An 18,946-nucleotide genomic window follows, 5' to 3' on the forward strand; every position below is an offset into this window, starting at 1 on the left:
TCAGAGCACCGAAGCCGTCTGCGGCAGTTTCGGCTGGCGGTACAGGTCCAGCAGCACCTGGTCCAGCACCGACGAAGCGCCCCATGGCTTCGGATCGTTGAGGATCGCTACCACCGCCCAGGTGTTGCCATTGATGTCGCGGCTGTAGCCGGCGATGGCGCGGACGGTGTTCAGGGTCCCGGTCTTGACGTGGGCCTCGCCGGCCATGGCAGTGGTCTTCAGGCGTTTGCGCATGGTGCCGTCGGTGCCGGCAATCGGCATCGAGCTAATGAACTCCGCCGAATACGGGCTGCGCCAGGCCGCTTGCAGCATCGCCGCCATTTCCCGGGCGCTGACCCGTTCGGCACGGGACAGACCGGAGCCGTTCTCCATCACCAGGTGCGGCGCGGTGATGCCTTTCTTGGCCAGCCACTGACGCACCACCCGTTGCGCCGCCTTGGCGTCATCACCATCGGCTTCGTTACGGAACTGCGCGCCGAGGCTCAGGAACAACTGCTGGGCCATGGTGTTGTTACTGTATTTGTTGATGTCGCGGATGATCTCCGCCAGGTCCGGGGAGAACGCCCGGGCCAGCACCTTGGCGTTGCTCGGGGTCGCGGCCAGGCGGTCCTTGCCCTGGATGCTGCCGCCCAGTTCCTTCCAGATCGCCCGCACGGCACCCGCGGTGTAGGTGGCATGGTCCAGCAGCGACAGGTAGGTCTGGGAGCTGCAACCGTCACCAAGCTGGCCGCCGACGGTCACCGTCACGCTGCCGTCTGCCTGTGGCACCGGGTTGTAGCGCACGCCGCCGGCGCATTGCTTGGAATTGACCGCCTTGACCTGGTTTTCGATGCGAATGCTGGCAATCGGCGGTTCCACCGACACCAGCACCCGGCCGCCGTCATTGCGGGCGACGAAGCGCAGGGCCTTGAGGTTGACCAGCAGCGAGTCGGGCTTGACCAGGAACGGCTTGTTTTCGTCATTGCCGTCGTCGTTGAACTCGGGCAGTTGCGGCTGGATGAAGAAACTGCGGTCCAGGACCAGGTCGCCGGTGATCTGCTGCACGCCGTTGGCCCGCAGGTCGCGCATCAGCAGCCAGAGTTTTTCCATGTTCAGCTTGGGATCGCCGCCGCCCTTGAGGTACAGGTTGCCGTTGAGAATCCCGCCGCTGAGGGTGCCGTCGGTGTAGAACTCGGTTTTCCACTGGTGATTGGGGCCGAGCATTTCCAGGGCCGCGTAGGTGGTCACCAGTTTCATGGTGGAAGCGGGGTTGACCGAAACGTCGGCGTTGTACAGCGTTGGAGTGCCGGGGCCATTGAGCGGCACCATCACCAGGGACAGGGCGTCATCCTGCAGTTTGCTGGCCTTGAGGGCTTTTTGCACATTGGGCGACAGGGCAGTGTTGATCGTGGCGGCGTGGGTGGTGACAGGGAGGGCCAGGGGAAGAAGAAGGCTGGCCAGAAGCAGTGGACGCAAAGATTTGATCATTTGAAATAGAACCCTACGGGCGAGGGGGAAAAAACGAGGACATGAAAATGAACGTCCTCAACGGTCATGAAAGTGTCGGCATTATGCCCCAAGCTGCAACGGCTTGGGCCGTGCCTGAGCCCTTCGGCTGCTATTTTTTACCGACGGTAGGCCGATACGCCCGATCAGTCGGGCAATCGACGCATCAAACTGGTAAAGTGCCGGCCGTTATTACTTATGAGGATTGTTCCAATGGCGACTAACCGTTCCCAGCGTCTGCGCAAAAAACTGTGCGTGGATGAATTTCAAGAGCTGGGTTTCGAACTGAACCTGGATTTCAAAGAAGATCTGGCCGATGAGGCTATTGACGCTTTCCTCGACGCTTTCCTGAAAGAAGCCATGGAAGCCAACGGCCTGGGCTACGTCGGCGGCGACGACTACGGTCTGGTTTGCCTGCAGAAGCGTGGCTCGGTCACCGAAGAGCAGCGCGCTGCCGTTGAAGCCTGGCTCAAGGCCCGTCCTGAGCTGACCAGCGTGGAAGTCAGCCCGCTGATGGACGTCTGGTACCCGGAAAAGCCGATCAACCCGGTCGCTTGATGGTCCGATGATGTTCCGAAACCGGCTGCCCGTCTGGGGGCCGGTTTTTTTGTGCCTGTCTGTTGGGTATTGAGTGACCTTCAGGCCGCTATCGCGAGCAAGCTCGCTCCCACAAGGGGCGCATGAACACCCCAAATCTCCTGTGGGAGCGAGCTTGCTCGCGATGCTTTCAAGCGCTACGCCAGTTCAGAATCACCAGGGTCAACACCCCCGCCACAATCCCCAGAACGCCGAACCGATGGAGAACAGTGTCAGCCCCGACGCCGTGACCATGAAGGTGATCAGCGCCGCTTCCCGTTCCTTCGCTTCGCTCATGGCGATGCTCAAGCCATTGATGATCGAGCCGAACAGCGCCAAGGCCGCGATGGACAGCACCAGTTCCTTGGGCAGCGCCGCGAACAACGCCGCCAGCGTCGCGCCGAACACCCCGGCAATCCCGTAGAAAATCCCGCACCAGACCGCTGCGGTGTAGCGCTTGTTGCGATCTTCGTGGGCGTGGGGGCCGGTGCAGATGGCCGCGCTGATGGCGGCCAGGTTGATGCCATGGGAGCCGAACGGCGCCAACAGCAGCGAGGCAATACCGGTGCTGGTGATCAGTGGCGAGGCCGGTACGTTGTAGCCGTCGGCCCGCAGCACGGCGATGCCGGGCATGTTCTGCGAGGTCATCGCCACCACGAACAGTGGAATGCCGATGCTGATGGTGGCCGCCAGGGAGAAGTGCGGCGTGGTCCACACCGGCGTCGCGACTTCCAGGGCGAAGCCGCTGAAGTCCAGCAGCCCCAGCAGGCCCGACAGCGCCGTGCCGATCAACAATGCCGCCAATACCGCGTAGCGAGGGGACAGGCGCTTGACGATCAGGTAGGTGAAAAACATCCCCAGCACCAGGCCGGTGCGATGTTGGGTGGCGACGAAGATCTCGCTGCCGATCTTGAACAGGATGCCCGCCAGCAACGCCGCCGCCAGCGAGGCCGGAATGCGCTTGACCAGGCGCTCGAAACTGCCGGTCAGGCCACAGATCGTCACCAGGACTGCGCAGGTAATATAGGCGCCGATGGCCTCGCCGTAACTCACACCGCCCAGGCTGGTGATCAGCAGCGCCGCGCCGGGTGTCGACCAGGCGATGGTGATCGGCGTGCGATAACGCAGCGACAACCCGATGGAGCACACGGCCATGCCAATGGAAATCGCCCAGATCCACGAGGAAATCTGCCCGCTGGTCAGCCCCGCCGACTGTCCGGCCTGGAACATCAGCACCAGGGAACTGGTGTAGCCGGTCATCATCGCGATGAACCCGGCGACGATGGCCGAAGGCGAGGTATCGGCTAATGGACGAAGTGGCGTGGTCGTGACTTCGGTCATGGTGCGTGATGTTCCTTATTATAGATTATGCGTGTAGGAGCAAGGCCTGTGGGAGCAAAGCTTGCTCGCGATGCAGACGATTCGGTCTGTCAAAGGACCGCGTTGTCGTTCATCGCGGGCAAGCCTTGCTCCCACAAGCCTTGCTCCCACAGGTGTCACAGAATGGTGGGTTTAAGCCTAAACTCAACCCAACTGCCGATTGCAATACAGCCATGCCCGCAAACAGCCGTACAGTCGTGTTGCCATCAGAGGTTGTGTACAATCGAGCTGTTTTTTACGCGATACTTGCCAGCGACCCGCTGTGCCGTATTACAGTCACGGTCAATTCGCCGCAGTTCTCCCGACTCGAGTGCCCATGAACGAACAGTTGCAGCCCCTCAAGAAACAACCGCGAGCTGGTAAAGCCGGCCGCAGCGGAACCCAGGACGATATTGTCTATGCGCATATCTTCGAGGCCATCCTCGAACAACGCCTGGCGCCCGGTACCAAGTTGAGCGAAGAGGCGCTGGGGGAAATTTTCGGGGTCAGCCGCACGATCATCCGCCGGGCGTTGTCACGCCTGGCCCACGAAGGCGTGGTGCTGCTGCGGCCCAATCGCGGTGCCGTGGTGGCGAGCCCCAGCGTCGAAGAGGCCCGCCAGGTGTTCATGGCCCGGCGCCTGGTGGAGCGGGCGATCACCGAACTGGCGGTGCAGCATGCCACGGCCGAACAACTGGCTGAGCTGCGGCAGATGGTCAGCGATGAGCGCGACAGTTTTTCCCGTGGCGACCGCGGCGCCGGCATCCGTTTGTCGGGCGAGTTCCACCTCAAGCTGGCCGAAGCGGCGAAGAATGCACCGCTGATCAGTTTCCAGCGCAGCCTCGTGTCCCAGACGTCGCTGATCATCGCCCAGTACGAAAGCGGCAACCGCTCCCACTGTTCCTACGACGAACACACCCAGTTGATCGACGCCATCGAGGCGCGCGATGCGACGTTGGCGGTGGACCTGATGATGCATCACATGGACCACATCGACAGCAAACTCAACCTCGACGAAGAAAGTGCGTCGGATGACTTGCACGCGGTGTTCTCGCATTTGTTGCAGAGCAAGAAGCCGGGGCGGTCGACGGCCAAGCTCTGAGGGTTGAATCAGTCATACCGTCAATCGCGAGCAAGCTCGCTCCCACAGTGGATTTGTGTTGTTCACATAACCCTTGTGGGAGCGAGCTTGCTCGCGATAGCGATCCTACAGGCGCTGAAACTTTAGCGCTGATGCACCAATTTACCGGCCGCATAAGTCTGCGCCACCGTCCGGTCATCCCCCAACGTCATCAACACGAACAACCGCTCGGCAATGTCCCTGGCCTGCTTCAGGCGATAGCCCAGCAGCGGCGTGGCGTTGTAGTCCAACACCAGGAAATCCGCGTCCGTCCCCGGCTGCAACGTGCCGATCTTGTCCTCCAGGCGCAAGGCCCGGGCGCCGCCGAGGGTGGCCAGGTACAGCGACTTGAACGGGCTCAGCCGCGCCCCTTGTAACTGCATCACCTTGTAGGCTTCGTTCAGGGTGTGCAGCAGCGAAAAACTGGTGCCGCCACCGACGTCCGTGCCCAACCCTACGTTTACCTTGTGCTTCTCGGCCATCGGCAGGTTGAACAGGCCGCTGCCGAGGAAAAAGTTCGAGGTCGGGCAGAAGGCGATGGCCGAACCAGTCTCGGCCAGGCGCGCGCATTCGTCGTCGCACAGGTGCACGCCGTGGGCGAACACCGAGCGCTCGCCGAGCAACTGGTAGTGATCGTAGACGTCCAGGTAACCCTTGCGCTCCGGGAACAGTTCCTTGACCCACTGCACTTCCTGCAGGTTCTCGCTGATGTGGGTCTGCATGTACAAGTCGGGGTATTCCCCCAGCAACTGACCGGCCAGGGCCAGCTGTTCCGGGGTGCTGGTGGGCGCGAAGCGTGGGGTCACGGCGTAGTGCAGGCGACCCTTGCCGTGCCAGCGCTCGATCAGCGCCTTGCTCTCGGTGTAGCTGGATTCGGCGGTGTCGGTCAGGTAGTCCGGGGCGTTGCGGTCCATCATCACCTTGCCGGCGATCATCCGCAGGTCGAGCTTCTGGGCTACTTCGAAAAACGCGTTCACCGACTGCGGGTGCACGCTGCCGAACACCAGCGCGGTGGTGGTGCCGTTGCGCAGCAATTCCTTGACGAAAATATCCGCCACCGCGTCGGCGTGGGCCTTGTCGGCGAACTGGCTTTCGCAGGGGAAGGTGTAGGTGTTGAGCCAGTCCAACAGTTGCTCGCCATAGGCACCGACCATGCCGGTTTGTGGCAGGTGGATGTGGGTGTCGATCAAACCTGGGGTGATCAGCGCGTCCGGGTAATGGGCTATTTCGATATCCGCCGCCAGGGTCGGCAGCAGGTCATGGGCGTGGCCGATGGCGCTGATCTGGCCGTTCTCCACCACCAGCAAACCGTCTTCGAAATATTCATAGGACGCCTCGATACCCACTTCGGCCGGGTCGGCGAGGCTGTGGAGCAGGGCGGCGCGGTAGGCTTTGCGTGTCAGGGGCATGGGAATTCTCAACGAGTGTTCAACGGTTCGCCTGGCTGCGGCGCGAGGCCGGCAGCAGCTTGGCAATCGGTTCGGCGCGCACGGTGTGCTGGCCGAAATCGGCGTTATAGGTGGCGATGATTTCGCCGGCGATGGAGATGGCGATTTCCACAGGCAACTTGCCTTTGACTTCGCCGATGCCCATCGGGCAACGCATGCGTTGCAAGGTGGTGCTGTCGAAACCTCGATCGCGCAGGCGATGTTCGAACTTGACCCGTTTGGTCTTCGAGCCGATCAGGCCGAAGTAGGCGAAGTCGTTGCGCTTGAGGATCGCGGCGCTCAATTCCAGATCGAGCTGATGGTTGTGGGTCATGACGATGCAGTAGCTGCCGGCGGGCAATTCGTCGACTTCATCCAGTGGCTCTTCGGTGACGATCTTGCGTACGCCGTGGGGCAAGTGTTCGGGGAATTCCGCCTCCCGCGAATCGATCCAGCGCACCTTGCAGGGCAGGCTCGCCAGCAGTGGCACCAGGGCGCGGCCGACATGGCCGGCGCCGAACACGGCGATCTGCGCCTGGACCTGGCCCATGGGTTCGAACAGCAACACGGTGACGCCGCCGCAGCACTGGCCCAGGCTCGCACCGAGGCTGAAGCGCTCCAGATGGGTATTCTGCTGGCCGCTGGCGAGCATGTTCCGGGCGATTTCCATGGCCTTGTATTCCAGGTGGCCGCCACCGATGGTGTCGAACGTCTGGCTGGCGCTGATGACCATCTTCGAACCGGCGTTGCGCGGGGTGGAGCCGAGTTCTTCGATGATCGTCACCAGCACACAGGGTTCGCCGCGGGTTTGCAGGTCGGCGAGGGCGCTGATCCAGTTGTACATATTCCACCTCGACATCTGTTTTGTCTGTTCCGGCCTCATCGCGAGCAAGCTCGGCTCCCACAGAGGACCTCAGGGTTAACAAAACTCCTGTGGGAGCGAGCTTGCTCGCGATCGGCCGCGCCGCGGTCTACAGCGAAGCCACTTCGACTTCAGCTTCCTCAGTCTTGACCGCCTTCAACCCCCGCATCTGCTCACACCCCCACAACACCCGCTCCGGCGTGGCCGGGGCGTCGATGTTCGGCTGATGCCGGTAATCCCCCAGGCTCGTCACGGCGTCCTTGATGGCGCACCACGCGGCGATGCCGAGCATGAACGGCGGTTCGCCCACGGCCTTGGAGTGAAACACCGTGTCTTCAGGGTTCTTGCGGTTTTCCACCAGCTTGACCCGCAGGTCCAGCGGCATGTCGGCCACGGCGGGGATCTTGTAGCTGGCCGGGCCATTGGTCATCAGCTTGCCCTTGTCGTTCCACACCAGCTCTTCCATGGTCAGCCAGCCCATGCCCTGGATGAAACCGCCTTCGACCTGGCCGATGTCGATGGCCGGGTTCAGCGAGGCGCCGACGTCGTGGAGGATGTCGGTGCGCAACATCTTGTACTCGCCGGTGAGGGTGTCGACGATCACCTCGGCACACGCCGCGCCAAAGGCGTAGTAGTAGAAGGGGCGGCCACGGGCCTGGCTGCGGTCGTAGTAGATTTTCGGGGTCTTGTAGAAGCCGGTGCTCGACAGCGAGACCTGGGCGAAATACGCCTGCTGCACCAGCGCCTCGAAGCTCAGGATGTGATCGCGCACCCGCACATGGCCGTTGTGGAATGCCACGTCTTCTTCGCTGACCTTGTACTGCCGCGCGGCGAACTCCACCAGGCGCCGCTTGATGGTTTCGGCGGCGTTCTGCGCCGCCTTGCCGTTCAGGTCGGCGCCGCTGGAGGCCGCGGTGGGCGAGGTGTTCGGCACTTTGTCGGTGTTGGTCGCGGTGATCTGCACGCGGTCCATTTCCACCTGGAACACCTCGGCCACCACCTGAGCGACCTTGGTGTTCAGGCCCTGGCCCATTTCGGTGCCGCCATGGTTGAGGTGGATGCTGCCATCGGTGTAGACGTGGATCAGCGCGCCGGCCTGGTTGAGGAAACTGGCGGTGAACGAAATGCCGAATTTCACCGGGGTCAGCGCCAGGCCTTTTTTCAGGATCGGGCTGTTGGCGTTGTAGCGGCGGATCGCTTCGCGGCGCTCGGCGTACTGGCTGCTTTCTTCAAGCTCGGCGGTCATTTCCTCGAGCATGTTGTGCTCGACGGTCTGGTAGTAGTGGGTGACGTTGCGTTCGGTCTTGCCGTAGTAGTTGGCCTTGCGCACCGCCAGCGGATCCAGACCCAGGTGCCGGGCGATGGCATCCATCACCTCTTCGATGGCGACCATGCCTTGGGGGCCGCCGAAACCACGGTAGGCGGTGTTCGACGCGGTGTTGGTCTTGCAACGGTGGCCGTTGATGGTGGCATCGCCCAGGTAGTAGGCGTTGTCGGCATGGAACATCGCCCGGTCGACGATGGAGGCCGACAGGTCCGGCGAGCATCCGCAGTTGCCGGCCAGTTCCAGGGCGATGCCGTGCAAGCGCCCGCGGCTGTCGAAACCCACGTCGTATTCGATGTAGAAGGGGTGGCGCTTGCCGGTCATCAGCATGTCTTCGACCCGGGGCAGGCGCATCTTGGTCGGCTGCCCGGTGAGGTGCGCGACGACCGCGCACAGGCACGCCGGGCTGGCGGCCTGGGTTTCCTTGCCGCCAAAGCCGCCGCCCATGCGGCGCATGTCCACCACGACTTTGTTCATCGACACGCCCAGCACTTCGGCCACCAGCTTCTGCACTTCGGTGGGGTTCTGGGTCGAGCAGTAGACGATCATGCCGCCGTCCTCGGTGGGCATCACCGAGGAAATCTGGGTTTCCAGGTAAAAATGCTCCTGGCCGCCGATGTGCAGCGAGCCCTGGAGGCGATGCTCGGCGCTCGCCAGTGCCGTGGCCGAATCGCCACGTTGGTGGGTGTGGCTGTCGAGCACGAAATGCCGCTTGCGCAGGGCTTCGACCACATCCAGCACCGGTTCCAGGTCTTCGTATTCGACGATGGCGGCCATCGCCGCCTTGCGGGCGGTTTCCAGGTCTCTGGCGGCGACGGCCAGCACCGGTTGGCCGACGAACTGCACGTCATCGATGGCCAGCAGCGGGTCGCCGGGCAGCAGCGGGCCGATGTCCTTCAGCCCCGGAATGTCGGCATGGGTAATGGCGATGCGCACGCCTTCGAAGGCGTAGCAGGGCGCGGTATCGATGCGGATGATCCGGGCGTGGGCGCGGTCCGATAGCCGGGCGTAGACGTGCAACTGGTTCGGGAATTCCAGGCGGTCATCGATGTACTGCGCTTCGCCGGACACATGCTTGGCGGCGCTGTCATGCTTGACGCTGCGGCCTACGCCAGTGGTCAGGTCGCAGGCGAACAGCTCGGCCAGTTCGGCTTGGGTCTTCTCTACGGCGTGATGGTTAGACATAAGCGGTCACCCGAGTCTCGATGTGCGGCGTTTGCAGTTCGATGGAGTATTTGCGCAACAGGTTGCGGGCGCTGAGCAGGCGGTATTCCTTGCTGGCGCGGAAATCCGACAGCGGCGTGAAGTCCTCGGCCAGGGCAGCGCAGGCGCGTTCGACGGTGCTGTCGGTCCACGGCGCACCGATCAGTGCGGCTTCACAATGCTTGGCCCGCTTGGGTGTGGCGGCCATGCCGCCGAAGGCGACGCGGGCGTCGCGGACCACGCCGTTGTCGATGCGCAGGTTGAACGCCGCGCACACCGCGGAAATATCATCGTCCAGGCGTTTGGAGACCTTGTAGGCGCGGAACGCCTGTTCGGCACTGGCCCGGGGCACGATGATCTTCTCGATGAATTCGCTTTCCTGGCGCGCAGTGACCCGGTAGTCGATGAAATAGTCTTCCAGGGCCAGGGTGCGCCGGGTCTGGCCCTTGCACAGCACGATTTGCGCGCCGAGGGCGATCAGCAGGGGCGGCGAGTCGCCAATCGGCGAGGCGTTGCCGATGTTGCCGCCGAGGGTGCCCTGGTTGCGGATCTGCAGCGAGGCGAAGCGTTGCAGCAGTTCGCCAAAGTCCGGGTATTCGGCTTTCAAGGCTTCGTAGCAATCGGAGAGGGCGGTGGCGGCGCCGATCTCCAGGCGATCGTCGAAACGCTCGATACGCTTGAGTTCGGCGACGTTGCCCACGTAGATCATCACCGGCAGGGTGCGGTGAAATTGCGTGACTTCCAGGGCCAGGTCCGTGCCGCCGGCCAGCAGGCGCGCCTGGGGATAGGCGTCGTAGAGATCGGCCAGGTCGGCCACGGTCAGCGGCACCAGGCAACGTTTGTCGCCGCTGTTGAGCTCGCCGGTCTCGGTCGGTGCGATGGCTTTGAGGCGGGCGATGGTCTCGGCCGCGCGGGCGTCGAACTGGTCCGGTTGCTTGCCGCAGCAGGCCTGCTCGGCGGCGGCCAGGATCGGCCGATAGCCGGTGCAACGGCACAGGTTGCCGGCCAAGGCTTCGTGGGCCTTGTGGGCGTCGGGCTGCTCGCTGTTTTTTTGCAGGGCGAACAGCGACATGACGAAGCCGGGTGTGCAGAAACCGCACTGCGAACCGTGGCAATCGACCATCGCCTGCTGGACGCTGTGCAGTTGGCCCTGGTGCTTGAGGTCTTCGACGCTGATCAGTTGCTTGCCGTGCAGGGACGAGACGAAGGTCAGGCACGAATTGAGGCTGCGGTAGCGAATGCGTTCGCGGCCATTCGCGTCCGTCTCCAATTCGCCCACCACCACAGTGCACGCACCACAGTCGCCGCTGGCGCAACCTTCTTTGGTGCCTGGTTTGCCAACGTGTTCGCGCAAATAGTTGAGCACGGTCAGGTTCGGGTCCAGGGCGTGCTCGCTACGGAGTTCCTGGTTGAGTAAAAACTGGATCACGGAAGGCCTCGCAGACTCATTATTGTTGTATCGACATGGGCCTGAATTTATCAGGTCTGACTTTTCGGTCAATGATTTTCTGACTTAAAGGTCAGGAAAATTCGTTTGGTCGATCAACTGCCGTGTTTGGTCAGTATGGACCCATTGTGGGAGCGAGCTTGCTCGCGATAGCGTCGGGTCTGTCGATGCGTTCATCGGCTGGTGCACCGCCATCGCGAGCAAGCTCGCTCCCACAGGTTTGGTTCAGGATGAAAAGCTCAAACTTTTTTGCTTATATCGTGCCAAAAACCCGCTGCAGGCCCTGCGCCATGACGTATCGAGTGCGCTACACTGCGCCGCTTGTGCAAATCGAAGAGTTTGAAGGACAACCATGACGTTCAAGGCCCCGGACAGCCTCGCCGAGCAAATCGCCCACCATCTCGCCGAACGCATCATTCGCGGCGAAATGAAGCCGGGAGAGCGCATCCAGGAACAGAAGGTCACGCTGGCGCTCAATGTCAGCCGCGGCTCGGTCCGCGAGGCCTTGCTGATCCTGGAACGACGCCATTTGATCGCGATCCTGCCGCGCCGTGGCGCCCACGTCACCGAACTTACCGAACACAAGGTGCGCAGCCTCTGCGCGCTGATGAGCGAGCTGTACATCCTGCTGGGCAACGCCGTGGCCCATGGCTGGAAAGAACAGGCCGACATGGCGCCGTTCGTGGCCATCCAGCAGCGTCTCCAGGACGCCTACGCGCGCCAGGACATCCGCACCTTCGTCGATGAAAGCTTCAGCGTGATGCGCGCGGCCTATCTCTTCGCCAACAACCCGTACTTGCAGGAAACCGTCGAGAACCTGCAACCGGCCATGAGCCGTGCCTACTTCCTGGCCCTGGAGCAGCGCAAGGCGGAAATGAGCGAATTTCTCGACCTGTTCCAGCGCCTGCTCGCCGCCGTGCTGGCCCGTGATCTGCCGCAGATCCGCATCGTGCTGACGGCCTACGCCCAGCGCAGTTGCGATCTGGTGGTTGCTGCCCTGACGGCGGCCTGACGTGCGGCTCAAGTGCATCAAGTTGGCGGGGTTCAAGTCCTTCGTCGACCCGACCACGGTGAACTTCCCCAGTAACATGGCGGCGGTGGTCGGACCCAACGGTTGCGGCAAGTCGAACATCATCGACGCCGTGCGCTGGGTGATGGGCGAGAGCTCAGCCAAGAACCTGCGCGGCGAGTCGATGACCGATGTCATCTTCAACGGCTCCACCAGTCGCAAACCGGTAAGCCAGGCCAGCATCGAGCTGGTGTTCGACAACTCCGACGGCACCCTGGTGGGCGAGTACGCAGCCTATGCGGAAATCTCCATTCGTCGCAAAGTGACCCGCGACAGCCAGAACAGCTATTTCCTCAATGGCGCCAAGTGCCGGCGTCGCGACATCACCGATATTTTCCTCGGCACCGGCCTGGGCCCGCGCAGCTACTCGATCATCGAACAGGGCATGATCTCCAAGCTGATCGAAGCCAAGCCCGAGGACCTGCGCAACTTCATCGAAGAGGCTGCGGGGATCTCCAAATACAAGGAGCGGCGGCGCGAGACCGAAAACCGCATTCGTCGCACCCACGAAAACCTGGCGCGCCTGACCGACCTGCGCGAAGAGCTCGAACGTCAGCTCGAACGTCTGCACCGCCAGGCCGAGGCCGCGAAGAAGTACCAGGAATACAAGGGCGAGGAGCGCCAGCTCAAGGCCCAGCTTTCGGCCCTGCGCTGGCAGGCGTTGAACGAGCAGGTCGGCCAGCGTGAAGCGATCATTGGCAACCAGGAAGTCAGCTTCGAAGCCCTGGTGGCCGAGCAGCGTAATGCGGACGCCGCCATCGAGCGCCTGCGGGACGGTCATCATGACCTGTCCGAGCGCTTCAATCTGGTGCAAGGACGCTTCTATTCGGTGGGCGGCGACATCGCCCGGGTCGAGCAGAGCATCCAGCATGGGCAGCAACGGCTGCGGCAGTTGCAGGATGACTTGAAGGAAGCCGAGCGGGCGCGCCTGGAAACCGAATCGCACCTGGGCCACGACCGCACACTGCTGTTGACCCTTGGCGAAGAGCTGGACAGGCTCACGCCGGAGCAGGAAATCACCAGTGCCGCCGCCGAAGAGGCCGCCGCGGCCCTGGAAGAAGCTGAACTGACCATGCATGGCTGGCAAGAGCAGTGGGACAGCTTCAACCTGGCCTCGGCCGAGCCGCGGCGCCAGGCTGAAGTCCAGCAGTCGCGCATCCAGCAGTTGGAAACCAGTATGGAGCGCCTGGCCGAACGTCAGCGCCGGCTGTCCGAAGAACGTGCCTTGCTCGCGGCGGACCCGGAAGACGCAGCGATCCTGGAACTGAGCGAACAACTGGCGACCAGCGAAGCCACCCTCGAAGACTTGCAGGCCAGCGAAGACGCCCAGGTCGAACGCCTTGAGCAACTGCGCCAGGCCTTGCAATTGGCCTTGCAGAACCAGCAACAGGGCCAGGGTGAGTTGCAGCGGCTCAATGGGCGCCTGGCTTCGCTGGAGGCCTTGCAGCAAGCGGCGCTGGACCCGGGCACCGGCACCGCCGAATGGCTGCGCGACCAGCACCTGGCCGAACGCCCGCGGCTGGCCGAGGGGCTGAAGGTCGATGCCGGTTGGGAGCTGGCGGTGGAAACCGTGCTGGGGGCCGACCTGCAAGCGGTGCTGGTGGATGACTTCGGCGGCTTCGACCTGTCGGGCTTTACCCAGGGCGATCTGCGCCTGCTCAGCCCGGCCGGCGACGGAGTACGAATTCCCGGCAGCTTGCTGGACAAGGTCGAGGCCCAGGTGGACTTGTCGCCGTGGCTGGGACAGGTCAAGCCGGTGGACAGCCTTGAGCAGGCGTTGGCCCTGCGCGGGCAATTGGCGGCCGGCGAAAGCCTGATCAGTCGTGACGGGTATTGGGTCGGCCGGCATTTCCTGCGGGTGCGCCGGGCCAGCGAAGCCGAGAGCGGCATGCTCGCCCGTGGCCAGGAAATCCAGCGCCTGGGCGCCGAACGGGAAGAGCGCGAAGCCAGCGTCGAAGCCCTGGAAACCGAATTGCAAAACCTGCGGGCGCAACAGCGTCAACAGGAAAACGGCCGCGAACACCTGCGGCGGCTGTTGCAGGATGAAGCGCGCCAGCAAGGCGAGCTCAAGGCGCAGTTGTCGGCCGGCAAGGCCAAGGTCGAGCAACTGGCGCTGCGTCGCACCCGCCTGGAAGAAGAAATCACCGAGCTGGGCGAGCAGCGGGCGCTGGAGCACGAACAGATCGGTGAGGCGCGCTTGCAACTGCAAGAGGCCCTCGATGCCATGGCACTGGACACCGAGCAGCGTGAACTGCTGCTGGCCCAGCGTGACAGCTTGCGTGAGCGCCTGGATCGGGTGCGCCAGGAAGCACGCCAGCACAAGGACCACGCCCATCAGTTGGCGGTGCGCCTGGGCTCGCTCAAGGCTCAATACGATTCCACGCGCCAGGCCTTGGAACGACTGGAAATGCAGTCCGAACGCCTGACCGAAAAACGCGAGCAACTGAGCCTCAATCTGGAGGAGGGCGAGGCACCTTTGGAAGAGCTGCGCCTCAAACTCGAAGAGTTGCTCGACAAGCGCATGAGCGTCGACGAAGAACTCAAGACGGCGCAGATCGCCCTGGAGGACGCCGACCGCGAACTGCGCGACGCTGAGAAGCGCCGCAGCCAGGCCGAGCAGCAATCCCAACTGATCCGCGGCCAGATGGAACAGCAGCGCATGGAGTGGCAAGCCCTGACGGTGCGGCGCAAAGCCTTGCAGGACCAATTGCTGGAAGACGGCTACGACCTCGATGGCGTGCTCGCCACCTTGGTGGCCGGGGCGAATGAAAAGGACGCCGAGGAAGAACTGGAGCGCATTGCCCAGCGTATCCAGCGCCTGGGGGCAATCAACCTGGCGGCCATCGACGAGTACCAGCAGCAGTCCGAGCGCAAGCGCTACCTGGACGCCCAGAACGATGACCTGGTGGAAGCCCTGGAGACCCTGGAAAACGTCATCCGCAAGATCGACAAGGAAACCCGCAACCGCTTCAAGGATACCTTTGATCAGATCAACGGCGGTTTGCAGGCCCTTTTCCCAAAAGTTTTCGGTGGCGGCAGCGCCTATTTGGAACTGACGGGCGAAGATTTACTCGATACAGGGGTGACAATCATGGCGCGTCCTCCTGGCAAGAAGAACAGCACCATCCATTTGCTCTCCGGTGGCGAAAAGGCGCTGACCGCGCTGGCCCTGGTCTTTGCCATCTTCAAATTGAACCCGGCGCCGTTCTGCATGCTCGACGAAGTCGACGCGCCATTGGACGACGCCAACGTAGGCCGTTACGCACGGCTGGTGAAGGAGATGTCTGAAACGGTGCAGTTCATCTACATCACCCACAACAAGATCGCCATGGAAATGGCCGATCAGTTGATGGGGGTGACCATGCATGAGCCTGGCTGTTCGCGACTGGTGGCGGTGGATGTGGAGGAGGCCATGGCCATGGTGGATGCCTGAACAACCGGTTGTAGGGCTTCTACTTCGAACGCTGTAGGTATTTTTTACCCGGGGGGTTGATGTTCAATTCACAGATTGGGCACAAGCCTATGCGACAGACGGTGTAAAGTTATCTTTGGTCGTGCTAGTTTAATGTCAATTTTTCGTATGCGTGGGCAAAACGCCATTCAGAACATAGAGTTGGCGCCACGTTTTAAAGCGGTTTGCAAATAGCTAAGCCCCTTATTTTTCAGCATTTTTATAGAGGCACGGGATTACATGGAAATCGGTCTGCGCGAGTGGCTGATCGTCATCGGCATCATTGTCATTGCCGGTATTCTTTTCGACGGCTGGCGTCGCATGCGCGGCGGCAAGGGGAAACTGAAGTTTCGCCTGGATCGCAGCCTGTCGAACCTGCCTGATGAGGATGACAGCGCCGAACTGCTGGGCCCGCCGCGGGTGCTGGACACCCACAAGGAGCCGCAGCTGGACGAGCACGACTTGCCGTCGATGAGCGCACCTGTCCGCGAGCCACGGGAGTCGGGTTCCAAGCGCGGCAAGCGCAACAGCGAGCCGTCCCAAGGTGATTTGAACCTGAACCTCGACCTGGATGGTGGGCCGAGCTTCAGCAGTCGCGACGGCGACTTCCCGGACGAGACCAAGACCCCGAGCGCCGACAAGGACCAGGCCCAGGCTGAAGAAGTGCTGGTGATCAGCGTGATCTGCCGCGACCCGGCCGGCTTCAAGGGCCCGGCGTTGCTGCAGAACATCCTCGAAAGCGGCCTGCGTTTCGGCGAGATGGACATTTTCCACCGCCACGAAAGCATGGCCGGTAACGGCGAGGTGCTGTTCTCCATGGCCAACGCGGTCAAGCCCGGTGTGTTCGACCTCGACGACATCGATCATTTCAGCACGCCAGCGGTGAGCTTCTTCCTCGGCCTGCCGGGCCCGCGTCATCCCAAGCAAGCCTTCGACGTGATGGTGGCCGCGGCGCGCAAGCTGTCCCAGGAACTCAATGGTGAACTGAAGGATGACCAGCGCAGCGTGCTGACCGCCCAGACCATCGAGCACTACCGCCAGCGCATCGTCGAATTCGAGCGCCGGGCGCTGACCCAGAAGCGCTGAGCGATAGATGGCTCTCCTGCCCAGAGAGCTTTGTGTGGCGAGGGAGCTTGCTCCCGCTGGGGTGCGAAGCGCCCCCATGTATCAAGAAAATCGAGCAGCCTAGGCTGCTCTTTTGCTTTATGAGAGAACACCCATGAACGCCGTTGAAACCCGCATCCAAAAGCTGCGTACCGAGCTGGATCAGCATAACTACCGCTACCACGTCCTCGATGAGCCAAGCATTCCCGATGCCGAGTACGACCGCCTGTTCCACGAGCTCAAGGCCCTGGAAGAGCAGCATCCGGAACTGGTCACCAGCGACTCCCCGACCCAACGGGTCGGCAGCGTGGCGCTGTCGGCGTTCAGCCAGGTGCGCCACGAGATCCCGATGCTCAGCCTGGGCAACGCCTTCGACGAAACCACCATGCGTGAGTTCGACCGGCGGGTGACGGAAGGTCTCGACCTGCCCATGGGTGACTTGCTGGGCGGTGGCGCGGTGGTGGAGTACAGCTGCGAGCCGAAGCTCGATGGGCTGGCGGTCAGCCTGTTGTATCAGGACGGCATGCTGGTGCGCGGCGCCACGCGCGGTGACGGCGCCACGGGCGAGGACATCAGCGTCAATGTGCGCACCGTGCGCAACATTCCCCTCAAGTTGCAGGGCACCGGCTGGCCGCCGCTGCTGGAAGTGCGCGGCGAGGTGTACATGTCCAAGGCCGGCTTCGAGCGCCTCAACGCCACGCAGTTGGAGGTGGGCGGCAAGACGTTTGCCAACCCGCGCAACGCGGCGGCCGGCAGCCTGCGTCAGCTCGATTCCAGGATCACGGCCAACCGTCCCCTGGAGTTCTGTTGCTACGGCATCGGCCAGGTGACGTCGGACATCGCCGACACCCACATCGGTAACCTCAAGCAACTCAAGGCCTGGGGCATGCCCATCAGCCGTGAGCTGAAACTGGCCCGCGGCATCGACGAATGCCTGGATTACTACCGTGACATCGGCGAGCGGCGCAACGCGTTGCCCTACGAGATCGACGGCGTGGTGTTCAAGGTCAACAGCATCGCCTCCCAGCGCGAGCTCGGTTTCCGCGCCCGGGAACCGCGTTGGGCCATCGCCCACAAGTTTCCCGCCACTGAAGAACTCACCGAGTTGCTGGACGTCGAGTTCCAGGTCGGCCGCACGGGCGCGGTGACTCCGGTGGCCCGACTCAAGCCGGTGAAAGTCGCCGGCGTGACCGTGGCCAACGCCACCCTGCACAACATGGATGAAGTGGCGCGCCTGGGCGTGATGATCGGCGACACCGTGATCATCCGCCGCGCCGGGGATGTGATCCCGCAGGTGGTGCAGGTCGTCACCGAGCGCCGTCCGGAAAACGCCCGCCCGGTGGAGGTGCCCCAGCAATGTCCCGTCTGCGGCTCCCACGTCGAGCGCACGCAATTGATCAAGCGCAGCAAGGGCCGCGAAACCGTCAGCGAAGGCGCGGTGTACCGCTGCGTCGGTCGCCTGGCCTGTGGCGCGCAACTCAAGCAGGCGATCATTCACTTCGTTTCGCGTCGGGCCATGGACATCGAGGGCCTGGGCGAGAAGAGCGTCGAGCAACTGGTGGATGAGGGGCTGGTGGGTTCGCCTGCCGATCTGTATGCCTTGACCTTCGAACAGGTGGTCGACCTGGAAGGCTTTGCCGAACTGTCGAGCAAGAACCTGCTGGCCGCCATCGTCGACAGCAAAAAACCAAGCCTGGCACGGTTTATCTACGCCCTCGGCATTCCGGACGTGGGCGAGGAGACGGCCAAGGTCCTGGCTCGTTCCCTCGGTTCGCTGGAGCGCGTGCAGGCGGCCTTGCCCCAGGTGCTCACGTACTTGCCGGACGTCGGTCTGGAAGTCGCCCACGAGATCCACAGCTTCTTTGAGGACCCACACAACCGCCAGGTGATCAAGGACCTGCTGCGCCATGGCCTCGAGATCCAGGACCAGGGCGAGTTGGGCGCCGAGTTTTCCGCCAGCACCACCCTGGGTGGCTTTCTCGACAAGTTGCACATTCCTTCGGTGGGGCCGGGCGGGGCGCAGAAACTGGCGGACAAGTTCGGCTCGCTCGAAGGCGTGATGAACGCCGATTGGCTGGACATGCGCCAGGCGCTGCCGGAAAAGCAGGCCAACGCCGTACGCGAGTTCTTCGCCATCGCCGCCAACCGTCAACAGGCCGAAGCGGCGCAACAGCAGTTGCGCGACTTCGGCATGCACTGGCAAAGCGAGAAGAAAGTCGTCGAAGGCTTGCCGGAGGCCGGGCACACCTGGGTGCTGACCGGTTCGCTGGAGCTGATGAGTCGTGACGTCGCCAAGGACAAGCTGGAGAGCCTGGGGGCCAAGGTGGCCGGTTCCGTGTCGGCGAAAACCCATTGCGTGGTGGCCGGGCCGGGGGCGGGTTCGAAATTGACCAAGGCAAACGAGCTGGGCCTCAAGGTGCTCGACGAAGCGGCGTTCGTGGCTTTTTTGAGTCAGCATGGCATCACGGTTCAATCGTGATCCGTGGCGAGGGAGCTTGCTCCCGCTCGGCGGCGCAGCC

General features: G+C 62.8%; 12 protein-coding genes and 1 pseudogene. 7 read left to right on the forward strand and 6 right to left on the reverse strand.

Annotation, left to right across the window (positions count from 1 at the left end):
• Positions 1 to 1,467, reverse strand: a complete 1,467-nt coding sequence (gene dacB / locus ACZ5M5_RS09565; RefSeq protein WP_103308506.1) for a D-alanyl-D-alanine carboxypeptidase/D-alanyl-D-alanine endopeptidase — start codon at positions 1,465 to 1,467, stop codon at positions 1 to 3.
• Positions 1,468 to 1,514: 47 nt separating this feature from the next.
• On the opposite strand from dacB, the gene ACZ5M5_RS09570 reads away from it, so the two are divergent.
• A complete protein-coding gene (locus ACZ5M5_RS09570) occupies positions 1,515 to 1,709 on the forward strand; it encodes a hypothetical protein (protein WP_139236193.1) in 195 nt (64 codons plus the stop codon).
• Positions 1,699 to 2,043 (forward strand): YggL family protein, encoded by a 345-nt coding sequence (locus tag ACZ5M5_RS09575; RefSeq protein WP_072407906.1) that lies wholly within the window; start codon positions 1,699 to 1,701, stop codon positions 2,041 to 2,043. Before ACZ5M5_RS09570 ends, ACZ5M5_RS09575 begins: the two co-directional genes overlap by 11 nt.
• 169 nt (positions 2,044 to 2,212) lie before the next feature.
• Here ACZ5M5_RS09575 and ACZ5M5_RS09580 read toward each other — a convergent pair.
• Positions 2,213 to 3,402 (reverse strand): annotated as a pseudogene (locus tag ACZ5M5_RS09580) (benzoate/H(+) symporter BenE family transporter).
• Positions 3,403 to 3,757: 355 nt separating this feature from the next.
• Here ACZ5M5_RS09580 and ACZ5M5_RS09585 point away from each other — a divergent pair.
• Positions 3,758 to 4,522, forward strand: a complete 765-nt coding sequence (locus ACZ5M5_RS09585; protein WP_003183531.1) for a GntR family transcriptional regulator — start codon at positions 3,758 to 3,760, stop codon at positions 4,520 to 4,522.
• 122 nt (positions 4,523 to 4,644) lie between these two features.
• Here ACZ5M5_RS09585 and guaD read toward each other — a convergent pair whose 3' ends face one another.
• From guaD to xdhA, 4 genes are all read right to left on the reverse strand, one after another.
• Entirely contained in the window at positions 4,645 to 5,949 is a 1,305-nt protein-coding gene (guaD, locus tag ACZ5M5_RS09590; protein ID WP_207281437.1) for a guanine deaminase, read from the reverse strand.
• Positions 5,950 to 5,968: 19 nt separating this feature from the next.
• Positions 5,969 to 6,811: a xanthine dehydrogenase accessory protein XdhC gene (xdhC, locus tag ACZ5M5_RS09595; protein ID WP_060738450.1), complete on the reverse strand. Its 843-nt coding sequence runs from the start codon at positions 6,809 to 6,811 to the stop codon at positions 5,969 to 5,971.
• A gap of 127 nt (positions 6,812 to 6,938) precedes the next feature.
• Complete coding sequence (gene xdhB, locus ACZ5M5_RS09600) at positions 6,939 to 9,338, reverse strand: xanthine dehydrogenase molybdopterin binding subunit (protein ID WP_464738936.1); 2,400 nt, start codon at positions 9,336 to 9,338, stop codon at positions 6,939 to 6,941.
• Positions 9,331 to 10,785 (reverse strand): xanthine dehydrogenase small subunit, encoded by a 1,455-nt coding sequence (xdhA, locus tag ACZ5M5_RS09605; RefSeq protein ID WP_464738937.1) that lies wholly within the window; start codon positions 10,783 to 10,785, stop codon positions 9,331 to 9,333. The genes xdhB and xdhA overlap by 8 nt, the downstream gene beginning before the upstream one ends.
• A 370-nt stretch (positions 10,786 to 11,155) precedes the next feature.
• On the opposite strand from xdhA, the gene ACZ5M5_RS09610 reads away from it, so the two are divergent.
• The 4 genes from ACZ5M5_RS09610 to ligA all read left to right on the forward strand — a co-directional run bounded on the left by ACZ5M5_RS09610 (position 11,156) and on the right by ligA (position 18,906).
• A complete protein-coding gene (locus tag ACZ5M5_RS09610; RefSeq protein ID WP_060738447.1) occupies positions 11,156 to 11,815 on the forward strand; it encodes a GntR family transcriptional regulator in 660 nt (219 codons plus the stop codon).
• 1 nt (position 11,816) lies between these two features.
• Positions 11,817 to 15,305: a chromosome segregation protein SMC gene (gene smc / locus ACZ5M5_RS09615; protein WP_464738938.1), complete on the forward strand. Its 3,489-nt coding sequence runs from the start codon at positions 11,817 to 11,819 to the stop codon at positions 15,303 to 15,305.
• A gap of 258 nt (positions 15,306 to 15,563) precedes the next feature.
• Entirely contained in the window at positions 15,564 to 16,409 is an 846-nt protein-coding gene (gene zipA, locus ACZ5M5_RS09620) for a cell division protein ZipA (RefSeq protein ID WP_092166671.1), read from the forward strand.
• 133 nt (positions 16,410 to 16,542) lie between these two features.
• Positions 16,543 to 18,906, forward strand: a complete 2,364-nt coding sequence (gene ligA, locus ACZ5M5_RS09625) for an NAD-dependent DNA ligase LigA (RefSeq protein ID WP_464738939.1) — start codon at positions 16,543 to 16,545, stop codon at positions 18,904 to 18,906.
• Positions 18,907 to 18,946: the final 40 nt, after the last annotated feature.

It is taken from the genome of Pseudomonas sp. Van50 (assembly GCF_055390755.1).

What these genes read in the sequence shown, in the direction of transcription:
- dacB (WP_103308506.1), bottom strand. Translation starts at nt 1,467, where the DNA reads ATGATCAAATCTTTGCGTCCACTGCTTCTGGCCAGCCTTCTTCTTCCC.
- ACZ5M5_RS09570 (WP_139236193.1), top strand. Translation starts at nt 1,515, where the DNA reads ATGAACGTCCTCAACGGTCATGAAAGTGTCGGCATTATGCCCCAAGCT.
- ACZ5M5_RS09575 (WP_072407906.1), top strand. Translation starts at nt 1,699, where the DNA reads ATGGCGACTAACCGTTCCCAGCGTCTGCGCAAAAAACTGTGCGTGGAT.
- ACZ5M5_RS09585 (WP_003183531.1), top strand. Translation starts at nt 3,758, where the DNA reads ATGAACGAACAGTTGCAGCCCCTCAAGAAACAACCGCGAGCTGGTAAA.
- guaD (WP_207281437.1), bottom strand. Translation starts at nt 5,949, where the DNA reads ATGCCCCTGACACGCAAAGCCTACCGCGCCGCCCTGCTCCACAGCCTC.
- xdhC (WP_060738450.1), bottom strand. Translation starts at nt 6,811, where the DNA reads ATGTACAACTGGATCAGCGCCCTCGCCGACCTGCAAACCCGCGGCGAA.
- xdhB (WP_464738936.1), bottom strand. Translation starts at nt 9,338, where the DNA reads ATGTCTAACCATCACGCCGTAGAGAAGACCCAAGCCGAACTGGCCGAG.
- ACZ5M5_RS09610 (WP_060738447.1), top strand. Translation starts at nt 11,156, where the DNA reads ATGACGTTCAAGGCCCCGGACAGCCTCGCCGAGCAAATCGCCCACCAT.
- zipA (WP_092166671.1), top strand. Translation starts at nt 15,564, where the DNA reads ATGGAAATCGGTCTGCGCGAGTGGCTGATCGTCATCGGCATCATTGTC.
- ligA (WP_464738939.1), top strand. Translation starts at nt 16,543, where the DNA reads ATGAACGCCGTTGAAACCCGCATCCAAAAGCTGCGTACCGAGCTGGAT.